A 17,322-nucleotide genomic window follows, 5' to 3' on the forward strand; every position below is an offset into this window, starting at 1 on the left:
GAGTCCATCGCATGAGACCTACCCTGACCTGGACCTTGCTGGCCCTGCTGCTCTGCGGCACGGCCATCGGCGCCGTCCTGTTGTTTTACCCATCGGAGCCGGCGCCCGTCACGCCCTTCGCGTCTCCCCCGCAGGCCACACCGGCGGCAAAACCTTCCATTCCTTCCCGAGCCCCCGAGATGAATACAGCCACCGCTCCCGACAACCTGGAACAGCAACTCGGCGAGTTCGGCCGCAACGCCGGGCAGATGTCCGAGATCGAACGCAAGCAGGCCGCCGAAGGTCTGATCGAACAGCTCAAGCGCGAGGTGGCGGTCGGCGCCGATCCGCGCCAGACCTTCGAGGAGATCCAGCGTCTGACGCCCTATGTGGAGGCCGATGCCAGGCGCCGCGAGGCGCTCGACTTCGAGATCTGGATGGCGCTCAAGGACAACGCCTCCGTCCAGCAGCAAGCGCCGACGCCTGGCGAGGAAGAGCAACTGCGCGAATACGCGCAAGAGTCGGACAAGGTGATCGCCGAGGTGCTCGCCAGCGTCGACGACGAGGAGCAGCGTCACGCCGCCATCGACGAACGCCTCAAGGCCCTGCGCAAGCAGATCTTCGGCGAGGAGAACCCACGCCTGCTGCAACGCTGAAATCCACGGCGCCCCGACCGGGGCGCCGTCACGCAAGCGTCACCAAAACTTCACATCCGCTACACGGCGTCGGTCGACACTGACGTCATGAGCAGACCTCTAAGCATCGCCCTGATCAGCGAAACCTACCCCCCGGAAGTCAACGGCGTCGCCAATACCCTGGGTCGCCTGCATGCCGGTCTCCAGCAGCTTGGCCATCGGGTCCAGGTGGTGCGCCCGCGCCAGCCCGGCGACGACGGCCGGCGCAGCGACGCCGAGCTGGTGCTGACCCGCGGCTGGCCGTTGCCCGGCTACCCCGGCCTGCAATGGGGCATGTCGAGCCTGCACAAGCTGCTGCGCTGCTGGAAGCGCCAGCGCCCGGACGTGCTCTACATCGCCACCGAAGGCCCGCTCGGCTTCTCTGCCCTGCGCGCCGCGCGGCGCCTGGGCATCCCGGCGGTCAGCGGCTTCCACACCAACTTCCAGCAGTACAGCGAGCACTACGGCTTCGGTCCGCTGACCCGGCTGGTCACCGGCTACCTGCGCTGGTTCCACAACCGCACGCAGATGACCCTGGTGCCCAGCGGCAGCCAGCGCATGGAATTGCAACGGCGCGGTTTCGAACGCCTCAACCTGCTCTCCCGCGGGGTCGACAGCCAACTCTTCCATCCCTCCCGGCGCGATCCCGAACTACGCCGGCGCTGGGGCCTGGGCGAACAGGACATCGCCGTGCTGCACGTCGGCCGGCTGGCGGCGGAGAAGAACCTCGGCCTGCTCGGCGGCACCTTCCGCGCGCTCTGCGCCGCCCATCCGCAGCTGAAGCTGCGCCTGGTACTGGTGGGCGACGGGCCGGAGCGCAAGCACCTCGAACGGGACCTGCCCGAAGCGCTGTTCTGCGGCGTCCAGCGCGGCGAAACCCTGGCCGCCCACTACGCCTCGGGCGACCTGTTCCTCTTCCCAAGCCTGTCGGAGACCTTCGGCAACGTGGTCCTCGAAGCCCAGGCCGCCGGCCTCGCGGTGGTCGCCTTCGACCAGGCCGCCGCCGGCCAGCACATCCGCCATGGGCACAACGGCGTGCTCGCCGCGCCGGGCGACAAGAGCGGCTTCGTCGAAGTCGCCAGTTGGCTGCTGGACGACCAGGAACGCCTGCGCCGGGTCCGTCTCAACGCCCGCCAGCACGCCAGCCGGCAAGGTTGGGACAGCATCGTCGAGCACTTCCAGAACTACCTGGAGGACGCCTGCGCCAGTCCGCTGGTCCAGCCCGCTCGGTCGAAGCCCGAGCGGCCGCCGGCGGAGGATGGCGGGGCCTTGCCACGCAGCCGCGAGTAGGTCTCAGGCAAAGGCTTTCGGCGCGGCGATGAAGCCCAGGCTCATGGCCCCGGCGCCCAGGTTGATGCCGCCGGTGGGACTGAGCATGCCCAGGTGCAAGTGGATGTCGCGCTCGCGGCAGGCGTTCTCCAGCGCGGCGAAGCCCGGCAGGTCGCGCAGCGCGGTCGGATCGCCGGCATAGCTGAGACCCAGTTGCGGTGCCAGCAGCTCACCCGCCTGTACCCGCGCCAGGGCATAGCCGAACAGCTTCTCCGCCGACTTCTCGAAGCTCGGCGAGAGCGCCACCGGTTTGTCCTCGCCATCGGCCAGGCTGAACACCGGCTTGACGTCGAGCAGCGAGCCCAACCCCAGCGCCGCGCCCTTGACCCGGTCGACGAAACCGCTGCGATCACCCTTCTGGAAGCCGCGCCGGCGCAAGTGGCCCAGGTCGTCGGCGACCAGGTAGGTGCAGGTCTGCTGGCTGAGCTGTTCGAGGCGCGTACGCAGCGCGTTGGGGTGGCTGCCCTGCGCCAGCAGGCGCGTGCCCTCGGCCGCCAGGCAGGCGATGCCGGCGAACACCGAGTGGCTGTCGAGTACGCGCAGGGTGAAGGGACCGGCGATGCCGGCCGCGTGGCGGCGCTCGTGGTAGTGCTGGAGCAGGCCGAAGGAGGCCTGGGTGGCGTGCTCGAAGATCGGACTGCGCAGGCTGTCGACGGTGAGGCAGACCACGTAGTCGAAGTCGGTCACCAGTTCGTCGAGGAACCATTGTTGCAACTCGGCGGCGGAGAGCGGCTGGCTGCCGTCCTTGCTACCGACCTTGGGCAGGTGGTCGCGGTAGAAGCTCAGGGTGGTGTCGGGGTCGCGTCGATCGATGAGCCGCTGCTCGCCCAGGCGGATCCCGATCGGCATCACGCGGATGCCGTGGGCGGCGAGGAATTCGGGCGGCAGGTCGCAGGTCGCGTCGACCACCAGGCCGATACGCATGGATTCGCTCCTCTGGCCGTTTCTCGGCCTATTGTTGTGTTGGCGGTCATACAATGCCGGTTTCGGACTTTGAAGTCAGCCGGTCGCACGGCGGGTTTTCGGAAAAAATCACGGCCATGAAAAATCCCACCCCGAGGGGTGGGATCTGCTTGCCGGCGCGGCGCCGGGCCGGTGCGTCGCGGACGCGCCTTCAGACCAGGCTGGCCAGGGCCTCGCGGCTGAACGGCTTGATGTCGCCGATACGCCCCTCGCGGACCTTCACCGCCCACTCCGGATCCACCAGCAGCGCGCGGCCCACCGCGACCAGGTCGAACTCGCCCTTGTCCAGGCGCTCCACCAGGCCGTCGATGCTCGCCGGCTGCGCCACCTCGTCGGTTTTGCCGAAGAATTGCAGGAACTCGCTGCCGTCCAGGCCGACGTTACCCACGGTAATGGTCGGCTTGCCGGTCAGCTCGCGGGTCCAGCCGGCCAGGTTGAGTTCCGAGCCTTCGAACTCGGGAATCCAGAAGCGGCGGGTCGAGCAGTGGAAGATGTCGACGCCGGCCTCCACCAGCGGCGCGAGGAACTCGCGCAGGCCCTCCGGGGTTTCCACCAGGCGCGCGGAATAGTCCTGCTGCTTCCATTGGGAGAAGCGGAAGATGATCGGGAAATCCGCGCCGACCGCCGCGCGCACCGCCCGCACCAGCTCGACGGCGAAGCGCGAGCGATTGGCCAGGCTGCCGCCGTACTCGTCGTCCCGCTGGTTGCTGCCTTCCCAGAAGAACTGGTCGATCAGGTAGCCGTGGGCGCCGTGGATCTCCACCCCATCCATGCCGATCGCCTGGGCGTCGCGGGCGGCCTGGGCGAAGGCGGCGATGACCTCCTGGATGTCGGCCTTGCTCATGCCGTGGACCAGCACCTTGCCGTCCTTGGCCTTCTCCATCGGGCCGTAGCCGGGCACGCTGGCGTCCGGCTCCACGCCCAGGCGCCGAACGCTGCCGACGTGCCAGAGCTGCGGAACGATGCGCCCGCCCTCGGCATGCACTGCGTCGACCACCTGCTTCCAGCCGGCCAGGGCGTCCTCGCCATAGAAGCGCGGCACGTTCGGATAACCGTTGGCGGCCTTGTGGCCGACCGTGGTGCCTTCGCTGACGATCAGGCCGACGCCGGCGGCGGCGCGCCGGCGGTAGTACTCGACGACCTTGGCGTTGGGTACGCCGCCCGGGGAAAAGTTGCGGGTCATCGGCGCCATCACCACACGGGTGGGCAGCTCCAGGGCGCCGAGACGGAACGGTTGGAACAGGGCTTCTACGGGGGCACTCATGGACGGACTCCTGAGGGGGAATGGGAGGTTCGGGCAGGTATCAGGCGCGGAGCAGCAGCTCCAGGCGCGACATGAAAGCATTCAACGGAGCGAGGCCGGCGCCGACCTTGAAGCGCGCCAGGGCGCCCTGCCAGGCGAAGCCGATGAAGCCGGCCAGGCTCGCGCAGTCCTCGTCGGCGGCCAGTTCGCCGGCCTCGCGCGCCTGCTCCAGGCAGTCCTGGAGGATTTGCGCGGAAGCCTGCAGGATCGACTCGACCTTGGCCGCGATCGGCGGCGACAGCTCGGCCATCTCGAAGCTCAGGCTGCCGATGAAGCAGTGGTATTCGGGCTTTTCCTGGCGGGCGAAGTGCTCCAGCAGCTCGCCGTAGTAGCGCAGCACCCGCTCGCGCGGGCTGAAGCGGCTGTCGCCGAGGGCCTGGGCGTAGCGCGCCAGGCGCGGCGCGTAGACGTGCTCCAGGGCCTGCTGGGCGAAGGCTTCCTTGCTGTCGAAGTAGTGATAGAAGGAGCCCTTGGGGATGCGCGCGGCCTGGACGATCTCCAGCACCCCGGTGCCGTGGTAGCCACGCCGGGTCATGACCTCGGAGCCCTTGGCCAGGATCAGTTCGCGCTTGTCGAGTCGGTTGCTAGTCATGGAACGAGAGAATATGACCGGTCGTCTCGTCCGCCCAGCATTATCAACGGCGGTGATCAGGCGTTACAGGCAGGGACTTATCGCGTTGCGTCATGAAGCGGCGCAAGACAGGAAAGGAAGCGGCGGGACGCGAACGCGTCCCGCGGGGGAGATCAACCCAGGGCCTTCTCGATGGCTTGCACCAGGGCCGGGTCGTCCGGCGCCGTGCGCGGGCTGAAACGCGCCAGCACGCGACCGTCGGGACCGAGGAGGAATTTCTCGAAGTTCCAGGTGATATCGCCGGGAAACTCCGCGCCCTCGCCCGCCAGCAGGCGATAGAGCGGATGCCGCGCGCTGCCGTTGACCTCGACCTTGGCGCTCATCGGGAAGCTGACGCCATAGTTCAGGCTACAGAAGGACTGGATATCCGCCTCGCTGCCCGGCTCCTGGCCGGCGAACTGGTTGCAGGGCACGCCGAGCACCGCGAAACCGCGCTCGCGGTAGGTCTGGTAGAGATTCTCCAGGCCGGCGTACTGGGGTGTCAGGCCGCATTTGGAGGCGACATTGACCACCAGCAGCACCTTGCCCTTGAACGGGGAAAGCGGCAGGTCCTGTCCATCCAACCCCTGCAGGGTGAGATCGTGAAAGGCACTCATGACGTACTCCTTGCGCATTCAGCGACACAACGTGCCAAGCCCCGCACCGGGCAAGAACCCTGGCTGCGGCGCATCCCCAGGGACGGGGTAAAGAGCCCAGGCATGGCGCATGACGCGAAAGGCGCCCAAAGGCGCCTTTCGCTATACCAGCTTAGCAGTTCCGCCGGCGGACGGCCCAGGCCATCAATCGGCGAATGAACGCCGATCAGTGGTGGTGACCGCCTTCGCCATGGATGTGACCATGGGCGATTTCCTCGGCGTTGGCCTCGCGCACGTCGACTACCTTGACCTTGAAGTTCAGGCGCTGGCCGGCCAGCGGATGGTTGCCATCGACGGTCACGTCGTCGCCGTCGATGTCGCGGATGGTGACGATCTGCATGCCGCCGTCCGGAGCCGAGGCGTGGAACTGCATGCCGACTTCCAGTTCGTCGACGCCTTCGAACATCTCGCGGGTCAGGGTCGCGACCAGTTCGGCGCTGTATTCGCCATAGGCGTCTTCCGGCTCGATGGCGACGCTCAGTTCGTCACCGACGTTCTTGCCTTCCAGGGCCTTCTCCAGGCCGACGATGATATTGCCGGCACCGTGCAGGTAGACCAGCGGCGCGCCACCAGCGGAACTGTCGATGACATCCCCGGCGTCGTTGGTCAGGGTATAGTCGATGGAAACCGCCTTGTTGGCCGCGATCTGCATGGTTCGAAACCTTTTCGATAAAGAAGATGAATGCGTAAGTGTACGCATCAATAGCCCCGAAAGCGACCGCGCCCCTGATGAACGGGGCGCGCGGGCGCCGTCGCGGGTGATTGATTTTCATCAGGACGAGGAAGGCCATTGGGTGGCAGTCTTGTCCTGTGGCCATACTCAACACCTGCGCCACCAACCGCCCTGGCAATCGCGCGCCTGGGTCCTTGACGAAAACGAGCGGCACAGACAGCTCGGCCGCGAATTTCGCTGCGGCTGGTGTGCCCGGGAAGAAGAAGAGCAGACCAAGGAGCAGTGATGCCCTCACGCAACATACTGGTGATCAACTGCGGCAGTTCGTCGATCAAGTTCGCCCTGGTCAACGAGGCCCACTCCCTGTTTCCCCTGCACGGCCTCGCCGAGCGCCTGGGCAGCCGCGATGCGGTGCTGCGCTGGAAGCGCGGCGGCGACAGCGACAGCCTGATGATTCCCAACGCCGACCACCGCGCCGCCCTCGCCCAGTTGCTGCCGATGGTGCAGAACGCCGCGGGCGGCAAGCTCCACGGCATCGGCCACCGGGTGGTGCATGGCGGCGAGCTGTTCACCCATGCCACGCGCATCGACGACCGGGTGGTCGAGGCGATCCGGGCCACCGCGCCGCTGGCGCCGCTGCACAACCCGGCCAACCTGCAAGGCATCGAGGCAGCGATGACGCTGTTTCCCAAGCTGCCCCACGTCGCCGTGTTCGACACCGCCTTCCACCAGAGCCTGCCGGAGCACGCCTACCGCTACGCCCTGCCGGAGGCCCTCTACCGTGAGCATGGCGTGCGCCGCTACGGCTTCCACGGCACCAGCCACCGCTACGTCAGCCACCGCGCCGCGGAAATGGCCGGGTTGGCGGTCGGCGACAGCAGTTGGCTCAGCGCCCACCTCGGCAACGGCAGCTCGACCTGCGCCATCGTCAACGGCCAGAGCCTCGACACCAGCATGGGCCTGACCCCGCTGGAAGGCCTGGTGATGGGCACCCGCAGCGGCGACGTCGACCCCAACCTGCACAGCCACCTGGCGCGGACCCTGGGCTGGAGCCTGGAGCGCATCGACTCGATGCTGAACAACGAAAGCGGCCTGCTCGGCCTCTCCGACCTGTCCAACGACATGCGCACCCTGGAGCAGGAGCGCGAGCAGGGCCACCCCGGCGCGGCCCTGGCGATCGAGGTGTTCTGCTACCGCCTGGCCAAGTCCCTGGCGGCGATGAGCTGCGCCCTGCCGCAACTGGACGGGGTGATTTTCACCGGTGGCATCGGCGAGAACTCGCCGCTGGTGCGCGCCAAGACCGCCGCCCACCTGCGGCTGTTCGGCCTGCGCCTCGACCAGGAGGCCAACGCCCGCTGCGTGCGCGGCGTCGCCGGGCCGATCCAGGCCGCGGGGCATCCGCGGGTACTGGTGATCCCGACCAACGAAGAGCGGCAGATCGCCCTCGACACGCTGGCCCTGCTCGACTGAACTGGATCGACGCCCCCGCCCAACCAGGCGGCGTGGCCAAACGCACGGCTTAAGGAGCCCAGATGCATACCTTCTTCATCGCCCCGACCGGTTTCGGCGTCGGCCTCACCTCGATCAGCCTCGGCCTGCTTCGCGCCCTGGAACGCGCCGGGCTGAAGGTCGGCTTCTTCAAACCCATCGCCCAGCTGCATCCCGGCGACCTCGGCCCGGAGCGCTCCAGCGAACTGGTGGCGCGCACCCACGGCCTGGATACGCCGAAGCCGCTGCCGCTGGCCCAGGTCGAGCGGATGCTCGGCGACGGCCAACTGGACGAACTGCTCGAAGAGATCATCAGCCTCTACCAGCGCGCCGCCGCCGACAAGGACGTGGTGATCGTCGAAGGCATGGTACCGACCCGTCACGCCAGCTACGCCGCGCGGGTCAACTTCCACCTGGCGAAGAGTCTCGACGCCGAGGTGATCCTGGTCTCCGCGCCGGAAAACGAGACGCTCACCGAACTGACCGACCGTATCGAGATCCAGGCCCAACTGTTCGGCGGCCCGCGCGACCCGAAGGTGCTCGGGGTGATCCTCAACAAGGTCCGCGGCGAGGCCGACGCGGCCAACGCCGAGGACGGCGTGGCGGACTTCGCCCGGCGCCTCACCGAACACTCGCCGCTGCTGCGCGACGACTTCCGCCTGATCGGCTGCATTCCCTGGCAGGACGAACTCAACGCCGCGCGCACCCGCGACATCGCCGACCTGCTCAGCGCACGGGTGATCAACGCCGGCGACTACGAGCAGCGCCGGGTGCAGAAGATCGTGCTATGCGCCCGCGCCGTGCCCAACACCGTGCAACTGCTCAAGCCCGGCGTGCTGGTGGTGACCCCCGGCGACCGCGACGACATCATCCTCGCCGCCAGCCTGGCCGCGATGAACGGCGTACCCTTGGCCGGCCTGCTGCTGTGCAGCGACTTCCCGCCCGACCCGCGGATCATGGAACTCTGCCGCGGCGCCCTGCAGGGCGGCCTGCCAGTGCTGTCGGTGGCCACCGGCTCCTACGACACCGCGACCAACCTGAACCGGATGAACAAGGAAATCCCGGTGGACGACCGCGAGCGCGCCGAGCGGGTCACCGAGTTCGTCGCCGGGCACATCGATTTCGAATGGCTCAAGCAGCGCTGCGGTACGCCGCGCGAGCTGCGCCTGTCGCCGCCGGCGTTCCGCTACCAGGTGGTGCAACGCGCGCAGAAGGCCGGCAAGCGCATCGTCCTGCCCGAGGGCAGCGAGCCGCGCACCGTGCAGGCGGCGGCGATCTGCCAGGCGCGCGGCATCGCCCGCTGCGTGCTGCTGGCCAAGCCGGACGAGGTCCAGGCGGTGGCCCAGGCCCAGGGCATCGTGCTACCGGAAGGCCTGGAGATCATCGACCCGGACCTGGTGCGGCAGCGCTACGTCGAACCGATGGTCGAGCTGCGCAAGGGCAAGGGGCTGAACGCGCCGATGGCGGAGCAGCAACTGGAGGACAGCGTGGTCCTGGCGACCATGATGCTTGCCCTGGACGAGGTCGACGGCCTGGTCTCCGGCGCCATCCACACCACCGCCAGCACCATCCGCCCGGCGCTGCAACTGATCAAGACCGCGCCCGGCTACAACCTGGTGTCGTCAGTGTTTTTCATGTTGTTACCGGACCAGGTGCTGGTCTACGGCGATTGCGCGGTGAATCCCGATCCTTCGGCCAGTGACCTGGCCGAGATCGCCGTGCAGAGTGCCGCGTCGGCGCAGGCTTTCGGCATCCCTGCACGGGTCGCGATGATCAGCTACTCCACCGGCGACTCCGGTTCCGGGGTGGATGTCGACAAGGTTCGCGAGGCCACCCGCCTGGCGCGCGAGCAGCGCCCCGACCTGTTGATCGACGGACCCTTGCAGTATGATGCCGCCGCCATCGCCAGCGTCGGCCGCCAGAAGGCGCCGAACAGCCCGGTGGCCGGGCAGGCCACGGTGTTCATCTTCCCCGACCTGAACACCGGCAACACCACCTACAAGGCGGTGCAGCGCAGCGCCGATTGCGTCAGCGTCGGGCCGATGCTGCAAGGCCTGCGCAAACCGGTGAACGACCTGTCGCGCGGCGCGCTGGTGGAAGACATCGTCTACACCATCGCCCTCACCGCCATCCAGGCGGACGCCCAGGCCCCGGCCTGAAGGAACGCCGCCCAGTGGGCGGCACTGGCTTCGGCCAGGCACGAGGATGTGCCATGTGAACGGCGGGACCACGCCCCGCTCCACGCGCCCGGCCCTGGCCGGGCGCCTACGTACAAGGACTCCTTGATGCTGTCGTTTCTCCCCCATTTCCTGCGCGGCTCCCTGGCCGGCCTGCTGCTGGTGTCCAGCACCCTGTGCTGGGCCTGCCTGCTGTTCGGCATGACCCTGGTCAAGCTGCTCCTGCCGTTCGCCGCCGCCCAGCGCCTGTGCAGCAAGATCATGAGCCTGATCGCCGAAGGCTGGATCGCCTGCAACAAGGGCTGGATGAACCTGGTCCAGCGCACCCGCTGGAACGTCCAGGGCCTGGAGGGCCTGGAGTACCAACACTCCTACCTGGTCACCAGCAACCACCAGAGCTGGGTCGACATCCTCGTCCTGCAATACCAGTTGAACCGGCGCATCCCGCTGCTGCGCTTCTTCCTCAAGCAGGAACTGATCTGGGTCCCGATCATCGGCCTGTGCTGGTGGGCCCTCGATTTCCCCTTCATGAAGCGCTACAGCAAGGCCTACCTGGCCAGGCACCCGGAGAAGAAAGGCCAGGACCTGGCGACCACGCGCAAGGCCTGCGCCAAGTTCAGCCGCATCCCGGTAGCGGTGTTCAACTTCCTCGAAGGCACCCGTTTCACCCGCGCCAAGCACGACGAGCAGCAGTCGCCGTTCCGCCACCTGCTCAAGCCCAAGGCCGGCGGCATCGCCTTCGTCCTCGACGCCATGGGCGAGCAATTGAAGACCCTGGTCAACGTGACCATCCACTACCCGGACGGCAGCCCGACCTTCTGGTGCCTGCTTTCCGGACGCCTGAAGGACGTCGTGGTGCGCTTCGAGGAACTGGAGATTCCGCGCCAGTTCGTCGGCAAGAGCTACGACCAGGACGCCGGCTACCGCGCGGAATTCCAGCAATGGGTCAACCAGCTGTGGGAGCGCAAGGACCAGTTGCTCGACAGCCTGCACCGCGAGTTTCCCGGTAACGCCAAGGCGTAGGACGAAGAGCGCCGACCAGCGCCCATGAAAAAGCCCGCCGAATGGCGGGCTTTTTCGTCCAGGCCGCGATCAGTACTGCGGCTGGGTCTGCGCCGGGCCCTGGGCGCCCGGAACCGGTCGCAGGTTGACCTCGACGCGCCGGTTCTGCGCGCGACCGTCGGCGGTGGAGTTGCTCGCGATCGGCTGGTCCGGGCCCATGCCGCGGGTACTCAGGCGGGTGCCGTCGACGCCCTGGGCGGTCAGGTAGCCGGCCACGCTCTGCGCACGACGCTGGGACAGGTCCATGTTGTGCTGGCGGCTGCCGGTGCTGTCGGTGTAGCCGACGATCTCGATGGTGTTCTGGTTGTACTGCTTGAACGAGTTCGCCAGGTTGTTCAGCGGCGCGTAGAAGCTCGGAGCGATGTTCGCCGAATCGGTGGCGAAGGTGATGTTGCCCGGCATGATCAGCTTGATGTCGTCGCCCTGGCGCTGCACTTCCACGCCGGTGCCTTCCATCTGCCGACGCAGCTCGGCTTCCTGCTTGTCGGCGTAGTAGCCATAACCCGCGGCGGCCGCGCCGGCAACGGCAGCGCCGATCAACGCGCCCTTGCCACGGTTGTTGTGGTCGATCGCGGCGCCGGCGACGGCGCCGGCCAGCGCACCCAGTCCGCCGTACTTGGCCGTCTTGCTCATGCCACCCTGGCTTTGGCTTTGCGTGTCGTAGGGGTTGTTGTTGGCACAACCGGCGAGCAGCGCCAGTGCGGTGACGGCTGCGGCCAGAGGCAGGCAACGGGAGGTGAACATGGGAAAACTACTCCTCGAGGTACTGAAACGCCCCTGCGTGAGGGGCGGCCGACATCTTAGAGCATAGCCAGGTGGCAAAATTCCCGATGCTCGGAAAAATCCTTTTCAGCCCCTGACGAAGGGATTCTCGCGCATCTCCTCGCCCAGCGTGGTGTCCGGGCCGTGGCCGGCGACCACCGTGGCGTCCTCGTCGAGGCTGTACAGGCGCTGCCTGATCGAACGCTGGATCGCCGCCGAGTCGCCGCCCCACAGGTCGGTGCGGCCGATGCCACGGCGGAACAGGGTGTCGCCGGCGATCAGCAGCTTCGCCCGGGGGAACCAGAAACTCATCGAGCCCGGCGTATGCCCCGGCGTGTGCAGTGCCACTCCGCAACCGCAGGCCAGTTCCTCGTCGTCGGCCAGCCAGCGGTCCGGGGCCGGCACCGGCGTGTAGGGCACGCCGAACAGTTGGCACTGCATCTCCAGGTTGTCCCAGAGGAACTGGTCGTCCTTGTGCAGGTGCAGGCTGGCGCCGGTGCGCTTCTTCATCTCGCCGGAGGCGAGGAAGTGATCCAGGTGCGCGTGGGTATGGATGATGCTGACCACCTGCAGGCCGAGGCGGTCGAGGCGCTGCAGGATCAGTTCGTGGTCGCCGCCCGGATCGACGACGATGGCCTTCCTGGTCAGCGGATCGCCAATGATGGTGCAGTTGCACTGCAAAGGCCCGACGGGAAAGGTTTCGCGGATCAGCGCGGGGGATGTCGACATGCAAGACTCCGATCACGGTCGGCGCGGCAAGCGCGCCATGGATTTCTATGAAACGCCAAGCATGGCACATCCGCCTGGTGCCGAGGACCGTCGGCGTCGGCTCAGGGCGCTTCGCGGTAGTCGCTGGGCAGCTTGCCGGTCCACTTGCGGAACGCCCGGCGGAAGTTCGACGAGTCGTTGAAGCCGAGCAACAGGGCAATCTCGTACAGCGGTAGCTGGGTGGTGGTCAGGTATTGCAGGGCCAGGCGCTTGCGCACATCGTCGAGGACCTGCTGGTAGGTGGTGCCCAGCGACGACAGGTGCCGGCGCAGGCTGCGCCCGCTGGTGTGCAGTTCGCGGGCGGCCTGTTCGAGGTCGGGGAAGTCGCCGGGACGCGCCAGCAGCAGGCGGCGCACACGGGTCAGCAGGCCTTCCTGGACGTCCAGGGTGGCCAGCAGCGCCTCGCACTGCTGCTCGCACATCTGCACCGTGGCCGGGTTGGCCAGCGCCATCGGTCGTTCCAGGTACTCGCTGGGCATGCTCAGCCAGTGCCAGGGCTGCTCGAACTCCGCAGCCACCCCGAACACCTCGGCGTAGCGCCGGGCATGGGCCGGCGGCGGATAGGCGAAGCCGACCCGCACGTCCTGCAACGGCTCGCCGACCAGGAAGCAGGCGATGGAATACAGCGTCGCCATCAGGCCCTCGGCGGCGAACACCGAAGCGGCGCCCAGCGGCATCGACTCCACCGCGCGCAACTCGGCGCGGCCGTCATCGAGCACCAGTTCCAGTTCGTAGGCCAGGCCGAGCACCCGGTAGTACTTGAGGGCGAACTGGATGGCCTTGCCCAGGTTGGCGCTGGACAGCACCGCGTAGCCGAGGATGCCGTGGGCGGAGACGTTCAGGCGCTGGCCGAGCACCAGCCCCAGCGCCGGCTCGCCGCACAGGGCCTGGGCGCTGTAGGTGAGCTGGTTGAAGTCGAGGAAGGACAGGCGGCCGTTCGGGCTGTCCAGCACCTCGGGACGCACCCGCGCAGCGTCGAACAGCGCCTGGCGGGACACGCCGGACTCTGCGACGAGATCGAGGAGTGCCTCGGCATAGGCCACCGGCACCAGTTCGGCGGTGAAATTGAGCGGTTGTTTCATGGCTGTTTATTGTTCTGACCGCTGGCCGGATATGACCGGAAAGTTGGCAGAAGATAACCTTGTGAGGCTATCCCCCGCAAGCGATAGTCGATCCCATGGTCCTTCACCATCACAGGGAGCCGCTATGGCCAGCACCACCCCCGAAGGTCTGGAGATCCGCCCGCGTCATCTGGACTTCGACCTGCCCGATCCGATGCCGCGCCACTGGCACAGCGGCGACGCTTTCAAGACCCACATGTTCAACGCCATGTCGGTGCTGTTCCCCGATGGCGAGCGCTTCTTCATCGACTCCGTGCGCCACTACCGCGAGCGGGTCGAGGACCCGGCGCTGAAGCAGCAGATCCGTGGCTTCATCGGCCAGGAAGGCCACCACAGCCGCGAGCACCTGGTCTACAGCGACCGCCTGCGCGCCCTCGGCTACGACATCGACCGCCTGGAAGGCGGCGCCAAGCGGCGCATCCGCTTCGCCCAGCAGAAACTGCACCCGTCGCGGCAACTGGCAGCCACCGCGGCCCTGGAGCACCTCACCGCGATCATGGCCGACGGCCTGCTGAGCAACCCCAGGTGGCTGGAAGGCGCCGACCCGACCATGGCCCGCCTGTGGCGTTGGCACGCACTGGAGGAAACCGAGCACAAGGCAGTGGCCTACGACGTGTTCATGCTGGTCAACGGCAAGGCCAGGCTGCGCCGCCGGGCGATGATCCAGGGCACCTTCTTCTTCGCCCTCGACACCACCAAGGGCCTGGTCCACATGCTCAAGCGCGACGGCCTGCTGTGGAACTTCAAGGTCTGGCGCGACGGCATCAAGTGGCTGTGGGGCAAGGACGGCGTGTTCCGCTCGCTGGTGGGCGTGTACCTGGACTTCTACAAGAAGGACTTCCACCCCTGGCAGCACAATAACCTGCACCTCATCGAGCAGTACCGCGACCAGTTCGAACCGGAACCGAAGGCCGCCTGACCCTCCTCACCGCCCCTCCGCGCCGCGAGAGGGGCTTGCATCGCTTCCCTGCCCTGCCTGGTATTTCGGCCTTTCGTCCATGCATTAAAAAGCCCGCGACTGACCAGCGCGGGCTTCTTCATGACGGCCTGGGATCAGGCCATCAGGAAGCGCAGTGCATCCGCCGCGGTCTGCTCGGGAATCTCCTCCATGGGGATATGCCCGACGCCCGGATAGGTCTTCACCTGGATCCCCGGCAGGTCGCGTTGCCACAGCGGTACGTGCTTCGGCGAGATCCAGCGGTCGCGTTCGCCCCACATCAGCAGGGTCGGCGCGACGATCCGGGCGATGCGTTCGCCGGAGGTGCCGAGTTCCTCGCGGTTGACCTTCAGCAACACGCGGAAGATCTCCATCATGCCCTTGCGGTTGCCCGGGCGGCGGCTCAGGTCGTAGTAACGGTCGACCACCCCCGGCTTGATCCGCCCCGGCTCGCCATAGACTTCCTTGATGCCCTGGGCGATCAGCGCCCGCGGCATCCACAGCGGCATCGCCAGGGTCGAGCCGGGCAGCGCCGCCGAGGCGATCATCCACGGCACCTTGCGCATCTGGTAACCGGCCGGGTCGATCAGCACCAGCCGCTCCACTCGCTGCGGCTGCGCCAGGGCGAAGTTCCAGGCGATATAGCCGCCCAGGGAGTTGCCAGCGATCGAGGCCTTGTCGATCTTCAGGAAATCGAGCAACTGGCCGAGGATCGCCACCATGCGCTCGCCGGAGTAACGGCTGTCACGCCCCGGCCCGGTCAGGCCGAAGCCCGGCACGTCGAAGCGCACGATGCGGAAGTAGGGCGACATCGCCTTCACCCAGTCGTCCCAGGTGTGCAGCGAGGCGACCACGCCGTGGATCATCACCAGCACCGGCTTGTCGCGGCTGCCTTCGTCGCGGTAGTGCAGCGGGAAACCGTCCAGCTCGATGAAGCGCGAGCCGCTGGACGGTGCGGCGTAGCGCTCGCGCAACGACTCCAGCGAGAGGGAGCCGAAGCCCAGGCGGGCGAATCCGACCGCCAGCGGCGGTTGCAGCAGATAGGGTGTCGCGGACATGGACGCACGTCTCCCGTCTTGTTGTTATGACAGGGCATCAGAGCATGGCCACGGCGGGCTGCGAGCCCAACCTAGGTTCTGTAGGCGCGAGCGGCGACTGCCCGGCTGTTACCCTTGCAGTCTCGTCGGAGCCTGGGTGCTGGGACAGAGCGTACCCACCAGCAGGTCGCCGAGCACCCGCTTGACCCGCGGCAGCTCCAGCGGGTCGCTGGCATTGAGCAGCTCCAGCGAAGCCGCCTCCATCGCCCAGATCAGCACCCGGTAGGTCAGCGCATCGTGGGCCGCACCCTGGGCGCCCAGGCGCTCGGCCCACAGCTCGATAATCTTCAGGTGCGCGCGCTGCCGGTGCGCCGCCAGCGGCGAGCCGGCATGCAGGGCCTCCTCCTGCATCATGCGGATGATCGGACCGACCGCCAGGTGGTAGTCGAAGAACAGCGAGACCATCGCCCGCAGCCAGTCCTCGTCGCTGCCGGCCTCGCTGCGCAGCCCGCCGAAGCGCGCCAGCAGCAATTGCACGGCGCTGTGGTAGATGCTTTCCAGCACCTCCAGCTTGCCGGCGAAATACTTGTAGAAAGTCCGCCGCGAGACCCGCGCCGCCTCCAGCAGGTCGTTGACCGTGGTCTCGGCGACTCCCTTGCGGGTGAACACCGGGATCGCCGCGAGCTGGATGTTGGTCCGTTGCAGATGCCCCACCAGCGGCCCCTCGCCCTGCGCCGCCTGGCGCGCCAGCGCGCCGTAGCCGCCGAGATCCTCGAATACCGCCTGCAAGCCGTCCCACTGCGCCGTTGCCATCCCGTCCGCCCCAATCGAAGCGCGGGGTGACGGCGGCCCCGGCCATCGCTAACCTAGGCCGATCCACGCGCCCCGCAAGGAAAGTCCGTGCCGACCCTATCACGCCGCCTGCTCTGGCCGCTGGCCATCCTTTTACTGGTTCTCGGCCGCCCGCTCGCGGCCGCCGACCTCTACTACCTCGGCCAGCGCATCCCGGACATCCAGAAGCCCTGGGACAGCCACGACTACCAGGTGCTGATCGACGCCCTGAAGAAGATCGAGGAAACCCAGAAGAACGCCCTGCCGCGACGCAGCGGCGAATTCACCGGGCCGCTCTACCTGCGCATGGTCAGCGAGGAAAACTTCCGCCCGCAGCTGAACATCTACAGCCCCTTGGAGATCCGCCAGAACGAGGCCCGCGAAGTACTGTTCAAGCTCAAGGAGCTGATGCGCCTGTACTTCGACTTCCGCGCCGCCAAACAGCCCTACGGCGCCGAGGCGCTGGGCCTGATGAGCTACTCGCTGCGCGAGCAGTCGATCCTGTTCACCCTCACCGTCGAATTCTGGATGACCCTGTCCCAGGCCGAGCAGCGCAACCCCGCGCGCCTGCAGGGCATGCAGGAAACCAAGGCGGCCGCGGCGATGCTCACCGGCAGCGCCCTCGACTACCTCGGCCTCACCGCCCAGTTCGAGCGCCAGGACCTGGTGCTCTACTCCGCCGAACTGGCCAAGGAAATGCCCGAGCTGTTCATCCACCTGCCCTCCCCGGTGCGCGCCCAGTTGCTGGAACGCATCGCCGCTTTCGCCAAGGACCACCCTTACCCCGAGGTCCGCGACAACATGCGCGACCTGCAACCGGTGTTGCAGGCGATCCAGGCCGACGTGGAAAAACAGCTGGCGCCCGGGCGGAACGCCAAGGCACCGGACAAACCCCTGGACCTGAGCCCGCCTCCGGAGGGGAAACCCAGCGGCGTCAAAGGTTTATGAGCGG

Annotated in this window: 18 protein-coding genes; 8 read left to right on the forward strand and 10 right to left on the reverse strand. The window is 67.5% G+C overall.

The genetic code is table 11. From position 1 onward, the window contains the following. Positions 1-11: 11 nt before the first annotated feature. Both plcR and HMPREF2914_RS05520 read left to right on the forward strand, forming a co-directional pair. Positions 12-635: a phospholipase C accessory protein PlcR gene (gene plcR / locus HMPREF2914_RS05515; RefSeq protein WP_016851926.1), complete on the forward strand. Its 624-nt coding sequence runs from the start codon at positions 12-14 to the stop codon at positions 633-635. An 87-nt stretch (positions 636-722) separates the two neighbouring features. Then, positions 723-1,943: a glycosyltransferase family 4 protein gene (locus HMPREF2914_RS05520; protein ID WP_003085828.1), complete on the forward strand. Its 1,221-nt coding sequence runs from the start codon at positions 723-725 to the stop codon at positions 1,941-1,943. A 3-nt stretch (positions 1,944-1,946) separates the two neighbouring features. Here HMPREF2914_RS05520 and HMPREF2914_RS05525 read toward each other — a convergent pair whose 3' ends face one another. The 5 genes from HMPREF2914_RS05525 to HMPREF2914_RS05545 form a co-directional block, all read right to left on the reverse strand. Next, a complete protein-coding gene (locus HMPREF2914_RS05525) occupies positions 1,947-2,906 on the reverse strand; it encodes a DegV family protein (RefSeq protein WP_003085826.1) in 960 nt (319 codons plus the stop codon). A gap of 190 nt (positions 2,907-3,096) precedes the next feature. Further along, positions 3,097-4,209 carry an NADH:flavin oxidoreductase gene (locus HMPREF2914_RS05530; protein WP_003085824.1) on the reverse strand — a complete coding sequence of 371 codons (1,113 nt, stop codon included), beginning with the start codon at positions 4,207-4,209 and terminating at the stop codon, positions 3,097-3,099. A 40-nt stretch (positions 4,210-4,249) separates the two neighbouring features. After that, positions 4,250-4,840 carry a TetR/AcrR family transcriptional regulator gene (locus HMPREF2914_RS05535; RefSeq protein WP_003085819.1) on the reverse strand — a complete coding sequence of 197 codons (591 nt, stop codon included), beginning with the start codon at positions 4,838-4,840 and terminating at the stop codon, positions 4,250-4,252. Between the two features lie 152 nt (positions 4,841-4,992). Beyond that, positions 4,993-5,475 (reverse strand): glutathione peroxidase, encoded by a 483-nt coding sequence (locus HMPREF2914_RS05540; protein ID WP_003109429.1) that lies wholly within the window; start codon positions 5,473-5,475, stop codon positions 4,993-4,995. 205 nt (positions 5,476-5,680) lie between these two features. After that, positions 5,681-6,166: an FKBP-type peptidyl-prolyl cis-trans isomerase gene (locus tag HMPREF2914_RS05545; RefSeq protein WP_003085816.1), complete on the reverse strand. Its 486-nt coding sequence runs from the start codon at positions 6,164-6,166 to the stop codon at positions 5,681-5,683. Between HMPREF2914_RS05545 and HMPREF2914_RS31205 the strand changes: the two genes are divergently transcribed. The 4 genes from HMPREF2914_RS31205 (at position 6,135) to HMPREF2914_RS05560 (ending at position 10,875) form a co-directional block, all read left to right on the forward strand. Next, positions 6,135-6,473 carry a DUF3565 domain-containing protein gene (locus HMPREF2914_RS31205; RefSeq protein ID WP_003109430.1) on the forward strand — a complete coding sequence of 113 codons (339 nt, stop codon included), beginning with the start codon at positions 6,135-6,137 and terminating at the stop codon, positions 6,471-6,473. The two genes, HMPREF2914_RS05545 and HMPREF2914_RS31205, sit on opposite strands and share 32 nt — an antisense overlap. After that, on the forward strand, positions 6,473-7,657 hold the full coding sequence (locus tag HMPREF2914_RS05550) for an acetate kinase (RefSeq protein WP_019486722.1): 1,185 nt from the start codon (positions 6,473-6,475) through the stop codon (positions 7,655-7,657). The genes HMPREF2914_RS31205 and HMPREF2914_RS05550 overlap by 1 nt, the downstream gene beginning before the upstream one ends. Before the next feature lie 62 nt (positions 7,658-7,719). Beyond that, positions 7,720-9,834, forward strand: coding sequence for a phosphate acetyltransferase (gene pta / locus HMPREF2914_RS05555; RefSeq protein ID WP_003085813.1), 2,115 nt, complete (start codon positions 7,720-7,722; stop codon positions 9,832-9,834). Positions 9,835-9,960: 126 nt separating this feature from the next. Beyond that, on the forward strand, positions 9,961-10,875 hold the full coding sequence (locus HMPREF2914_RS05560; RefSeq protein ID WP_003085811.1) for an acyltransferase: 915 nt from the start codon (positions 9,961-9,963) through the stop codon (positions 10,873-10,875). A gap of 69 nt (positions 10,876-10,944) precedes the next feature. On the opposite strand, the gene HMPREF2914_RS05565 is transcribed toward HMPREF2914_RS05560, so the two are convergent. The 3 genes from HMPREF2914_RS05565 to oruR all read right to left on the reverse strand — a co-directional run bounded on the left by HMPREF2914_RS05565 (position 10,945) and on the right by oruR (position 13,526). Continuing rightward, entirely contained in the window at positions 10,945-11,658 is a 714-nt protein-coding gene (locus HMPREF2914_RS05565; RefSeq protein ID WP_003085808.1) for a YiaD family glycine zipper/OmpA-like lipoprotein, read from the reverse strand. 105 nt (positions 11,659-11,763) lie between these two features. Beyond that, positions 11,764-12,405, reverse strand: coding sequence for an MBL fold metallo-hydrolase (locus HMPREF2914_RS05570; protein WP_003085806.1), 642 nt, complete (start codon positions 12,403-12,405; stop codon positions 11,764-11,766). A 101-nt stretch (positions 12,406-12,506) separates the two neighbouring features. Continuing rightward, entirely contained in the window at positions 12,507-13,526 is a 1,020-nt protein-coding gene (gene oruR / locus HMPREF2914_RS05575; RefSeq protein ID WP_023092167.1) for an ornithine utilization transcriptional regulator OruR, read from the reverse strand. Positions 13,527-13,650: 124 nt separating this feature from the next. Here oruR and HMPREF2914_RS05580 point away from each other — a divergent pair, with 124 nt between their 5' ends. Continuing rightward, entirely contained in the window at positions 13,651-14,484 is an 834-nt protein-coding gene (locus tag HMPREF2914_RS05580) for a metal-dependent hydrolase (RefSeq protein WP_023092168.1), read from the forward strand. A gap of 134 nt (positions 14,485-14,618) precedes the next feature. Here the strand turns inward: HMPREF2914_RS05580 and HMPREF2914_RS05585 are convergent, their stop codons facing one another. Both HMPREF2914_RS05585 and HMPREF2914_RS05590 read right to left on the reverse strand, forming a co-directional pair. After that, positions 14,619-15,560 (reverse strand): alpha/beta fold hydrolase, encoded by a 942-nt coding sequence (locus tag HMPREF2914_RS05585; protein WP_003085798.1) that lies wholly within the window; start codon positions 15,558-15,560, stop codon positions 14,619-14,621. Positions 15,561-15,668: 108 nt separating this feature from the next. Then, a complete protein-coding gene (locus HMPREF2914_RS05590) occupies positions 15,669-16,352 on the reverse strand; it encodes a TetR/AcrR family transcriptional regulator (RefSeq protein WP_003085795.1) in 684 nt (227 codons plus the stop codon). A gap of 87 nt (positions 16,353-16,439) precedes the next feature. On the opposite strand from HMPREF2914_RS05590, the gene HMPREF2914_RS05595 reads away from it, so the two are divergent. Beyond that, on the forward strand, positions 16,440-17,318 hold the full coding sequence (locus tag HMPREF2914_RS05595) for a hypothetical protein (RefSeq protein ID WP_003109435.1): 879 nt from the start codon (positions 16,440-16,442) through the stop codon (positions 17,316-17,318). The last annotated feature ends 4 nt before the right edge of the window (positions 17,319-17,322 follow it).

It is taken from the genome of Pseudomonas sp. HMSC067G02 (assembly GCF_001813485.1).
Classification (GTDB): Bacteria; Pseudomonadota; Gammaproteobacteria; order Pseudomonadales; family Pseudomonadaceae; genus Pseudomonas; species Pseudomonas aeruginosa.